At 72.1% G+C, this 3804-nt stretch carries 3 protein-coding genes and 2 pseudogenes; 1 reads left to right on the top strand and 4 read right to left on the bottom strand.

From position 1 onward, the window contains the following. Positions 1–135: 135 nt before the first annotated feature. The 3 genes from AB0P17_RS43145 to AB0P17_RS43135 all read right to left on the bottom strand — a co-directional run bounded on the left by AB0P17_RS43145 (position 136) and on the right by AB0P17_RS43135 (position 2598). Complete coding sequence (locus AB0P17_RS43145) at positions 136–1254, bottom strand: acyltransferase family protein (RefSeq protein WP_365820586.1); 1119 nt, start codon at positions 1252–1254, stop codon at positions 136–138. Positions 1255–1405: 151 nt separating this feature from the next. Next, positions 1406–2284 (bottom strand): SRPBCC family protein, encoded by an 879-nt coding sequence (locus AB0P17_RS43140; RefSeq protein ID WP_365820585.1) that lies wholly within the window; start codon positions 2282–2284, stop codon positions 1406–1408. Further along, on the bottom strand, positions 2281–2598 hold the full coding sequence (locus tag AB0P17_RS43135) for a metalloregulator ArsR/SmtB family transcription factor (protein WP_365820583.1): 318 nt from the start codon (positions 2596–2598) through the stop codon (positions 2281–2283). The genes AB0P17_RS43140 and AB0P17_RS43135 overlap by 4 nt, the downstream gene beginning before the upstream one ends. Positions 2599–2977: 379 nt before the next feature. Here AB0P17_RS43135 and AB0P17_RS43130 point away from each other — a divergent pair. Then, positions 2978–3370: pseudogene (locus tag AB0P17_RS43130) on the top strand (hypothetical protein); the annotation flags it as partial. A 203-nt stretch (positions 3371–3573) separates the two neighbouring features. Here the strand turns inward: AB0P17_RS43130 and AB0P17_RS43125 are convergent. After that, positions 3574–3804, bottom strand: a pseudogene (locus tag AB0P17_RS43125) (M56 family peptidase); the annotation flags it as partial.

Genomic DNA, 3804 nt, shown 5'->3' with positions numbered 1-3804 from the left:
CCGGGAGCGTGGACGTGGGCGGCATCGGGGAGCACCGGGCGCTCAGGGAAGAAGAGAGGACCGCATGACCGCTCCGACGAGCTATCTCCGGCCTCCGCCCCGCGACTGCCCGGAACGGCTGGTGCGGGAGTGGCGCTACTTTCCGTGCCGCTCCACGGGGTCCTTCCGGAACGCCCACTCCATCCGGGGCTCCAGGGCGAAGCGGAAGAGCCGTTGGACCGGTCGCGTACAGAGCAGGGTGATGACGGCTCCGGCGAACAGCGTCACGAAGACCGCGCCCTGCGGGGTATGCAGCCAGGCCGGGTCGTACCAGCCCCAGGTGCCCGCGCCCTGGGTGAGGAACCCGTGGAGCAGATAACCGCAGAGCGTGCCCGCGCCCAGCGCCGTGAACCACATGCGGCGGCCCGGGACCCAGGCGAGGAAACAGGCGGTCATCACCAGCGAGCAGCCGAACAAGGCGAACGTCATCAGGACGCCGCTCCACCATGGGGCGCCCAGTTCCTCGGCGCTGTCGCGGTGGAAGAACCAGGCCATGTTCATCCGGGTGACGGCCCAGTACGCGAAGACCACGGTCAGCGCGGCGACCGGGATGGCCAGCAGCCGCGCCTCGCGCCGCCGTACGAGCTGGAAGTGCTCGGGCTTGAGTTGCAGGCCGAGCACGAAGAACGGCAGGAACTGAAGGACCCGCTGGAGGTCGAGATCGTCACCGATCTCGGGTGACGTGGTCGCGAGCGCCGCGACGCAGAGCGCGACGGGAACGGGCCGGCGGACGACCCGCCAGATCGGGGCGGTGATCCGCCAGACGAACAGGGCGATCAGGAACCAGGTCAGGTACCACGGGTCGAGCAGGCTGACCGGCATGGAGGGGTCGTCCGCGGTGTACCGGTGGAAGAGGCTGTAGGCGACCTCGAACACGATGTACGGCACGGCGATGCCGGTGATCAGACGGCGCACCCGGTCGGGGCGGTAGTCGAAACTGCGGGAGAAATAGCCGGAGATGAGGATGAACGCCGGCATGTGGAAGCTGTAGACGACGATGTAGAGGGCCGAGACGGCGCGGCTGCCGTCCCGCAGCGGCTCCCACGCGTGCCCGATGGCGACCAGCAGGATCGCCAGGTACTTCGCGTTGTCGAAGAAAGCGTCCCGTTTCCTGGCGGGTGGCGGTGGCGGTGGCGGAGCCGGCGCCGACTCCGCGTCCGGACGGGACGGTACGACCCCTGTCCGGTCGGCGAGTTGTCCGGTGGTCTGGGTCACCCTGCCTCCCGGAGGGAACCCGGGGCGGCGCGGACGCCTCTTGGCAAGTTCGTGGGGGGAAACTGCGAAGCAAACATTGAAGGCACCATAACGAGGCGCCCGACCCGCCTTTCCACCGGGTGGCGATCGGCCGGAGAACGGCCGGTACACGTCAGGAGTTCACGAGTGCGACCGCGAGCTCTTCGATACGGGTCCGCCATGCGGCGAGCGCGGCATCCGTGTCCCACCCGGCGGGGCCGGTCTGGGTGAGGACGAGGCGGGCGCCGTGTCCCGTGCCCTCGCGCAGCTCCCACGTCACCGCGGAGTGCGGCGCCACGGTGTACGTCAGCGACCGGGGCGCCCGCACCTCCGTGACCGGGCCCTCCGGGGCCGTCCCGGCGGTGAAGCCCACGGGGACGGGGAGTCCGGCCACCGGTTCGATCCCGGCGGAGAGCACCGCCCAGACGGTCTCGGCGGGCCGGACGAGCTGCCGCTCGAAGCGGACCAGCAGGTCGGAACCGCCGGGCCCGGCCGGCTCCGCGGACTCGACCGTCCCCCGGTCCAGGCCGAACCGGCCGATGTACGACTCGTGGAGCGCGCCGCGCTCCCGGGCGGGGACTGCGGGGACGCCGCCGAGGAGCCGGGCGAGCGCGTCGACGCAGAGGTGCCAGCCGGAGGCGAAACTCGCGGCGCCCGGCCGGTCTCCGAAGGTGTGGACGAGGGTGAGGAGCGAGCCCTCGCCGTCCGGGGTGACGGTCCAGCTCAGATGGTCCGTGTCCCAGGTGAAGGCGAAGAGGCGGGGCTCCTCGACATCCGTGACCGTGCCGGTCAGACCGGACTCGTCGGCCCCCGCGCCGGGGAACCGGAAGGTCATCGCGCCGCCCGGGGTGAGCTCCACCGTGACCTCGGCGGGGAACCACGCACGGAGGGCGGCGGGGTCGGTGAGCGCGGCCCACACCTTCTCCGGCGGGTGCGGGAGCCTGCGCTCCATCCGCAGGGCACTGCGGCCGTCGGCCGTGGTCAGCGTGGCGTCGTGCGGTGTCGTGTTCATGTGGGGTCGTCCTCCATCGCGTCGAGATGCCGTTCGAGCGCGTCGAACGCGCCGGACCACAGGTGGCGGTAGTGGGCGAGCCAGGCGTCGAGCTCCGCGAGGGGCTCGGGCCGCAGCTCGTACCAGCGGCGCTGGGCCTCCTGCCGGACCCGGACGAGTCCGGCCTCGCGGAGCACCCGCAGATGCTTCGAGGTGCCCGGCTGGCTCAGCCCGAGAGACTCGGTGAGCTGGCCCACTGTGTACGGCCGCTCCAGGAGGAGATCGAGGATCTTCCGCCGGTTGGGCTCCGCGAGAACGTCGAACGGTATGGGCATGGCTTCAATATACCTCACTGGAAATATAACCGGTCAGGCATGCATGGCCGGGCGCGTACGCCGGTTTCCGTACCGCCGGCGTTCCGTACGGCCCCGCGTTCCGTACGGCCCCAGGCTCCGTACGGCCCGAAATTCTGTCCGGAATCTCATGGTGACAGCACGTCAGCGCACCACTCATAGTTGGAAGTTCGGGCAATCGAGCCGCAGAAGGGGCATCTCCCTCAGCACGGGAGAACAGCTTCGCGGGTCCGCCCGGCGCTCCACCGCGCACGTCCCCCCACCGCACCGCCCCGGCACCATCCCCGGCACCGCCCGAGCACCTCCCCAGCACTGCGGCCCAGGCCACCCGGCCTCACAGAACGGCGCAAGGAGAGCGGCCGTGCATGACGAATTCCTGTGCCATGTCACCGCGTACGGAATCTGCGGCGGACAGCGCATCGGCGTCCCTCTGGGCACCTATCGCGCCCCCACTCTGGCACTTGCACTGTGGTGGTTGCGGGATCGCGCGACCTGGATCGCGGAGCGACTCGACCCCAGCCCCGACAGCCATCACTTTCCGGCCGAGGCGCTCGCGCCGGTGGCCCGGGGGGTGCCGGACGTGCCGACGACGCTCCGCGCCTGGCGCGACGACGTCGCGCACCAGGACATGATCGCGGAGCACCTCGCCGCGGGCCGGCTGATCCGCGTGGCCACCCGCGACGACACCACGGAGTACGAACTGCTCGCCGAGTCGGTCGACGCGCTGCGGATGGACCGGGCGCTGCCGTCGCTCGGCGCCCACGAGCCGGCACCCGAGAGACCGGCGCGTCTGGAGCCGGCGCTCTGGTCCCCGCACCCGGCGGCGCTGCACGAGTACCGCGCGCCCGGCGACTCCCCGGGTGACACCCTGCAGCTGGGCCGGCTCTTCGGCTGAGCCGGGGTGGGCGGGAACCGTCGGCGGGAGGCGGGAACCGCAGGCGGAAGGACCCGCGCCGGTCAGCGCGCGGGGATCTCGCCCTGGGCGATCTCGATGTGCGTGTGCAGGTCGTCCGCGGCTCCCAGTGCCGTGGCGCCGGAGACCGCGAGGCAGAGCAGCAGCGCGCCCGCGACGAGGCGGCCCGCCGTCGGCCGGGGCGGCGCGCCGCTCCCACCGGCACCCAGCAGCGCGGCGACACGCCGGGGCACCGGGCCCGCGGCGGCGGCCAGCACGGCGCGCGGCCTGGCCGG

Origin of the sequence: Streptomyces sp. NPDC088124 (assembly GCF_040685895.1) — a bacterium.
GTDB lineage: Bacteria > Actinomycetota > Actinomycetes > Streptomycetales > Streptomycetaceae > Streptomyces.
The sequence above is the reverse complement of the archived record's forward strand: the minus strand, read 5'-3'. Positions and strand labels throughout refer to the sequence as shown.

Excerpts from the sequence above, each read along its gene's own strand:
- AB0P17_RS43135 (WP_365820583.1), bottom strand. The coding sequence starts at position 2,598 with ATGCCCATACCGTTCGACGTTCTCGCGGAGCCCAACCGGCGGAAGATC.
- AB0P17_RS43140 (WP_365820585.1), bottom strand. The coding sequence starts at position 2,284 with ATGAACACGACACCGCACGACGCCACGCTGACCACGGCCGACGGCCGC.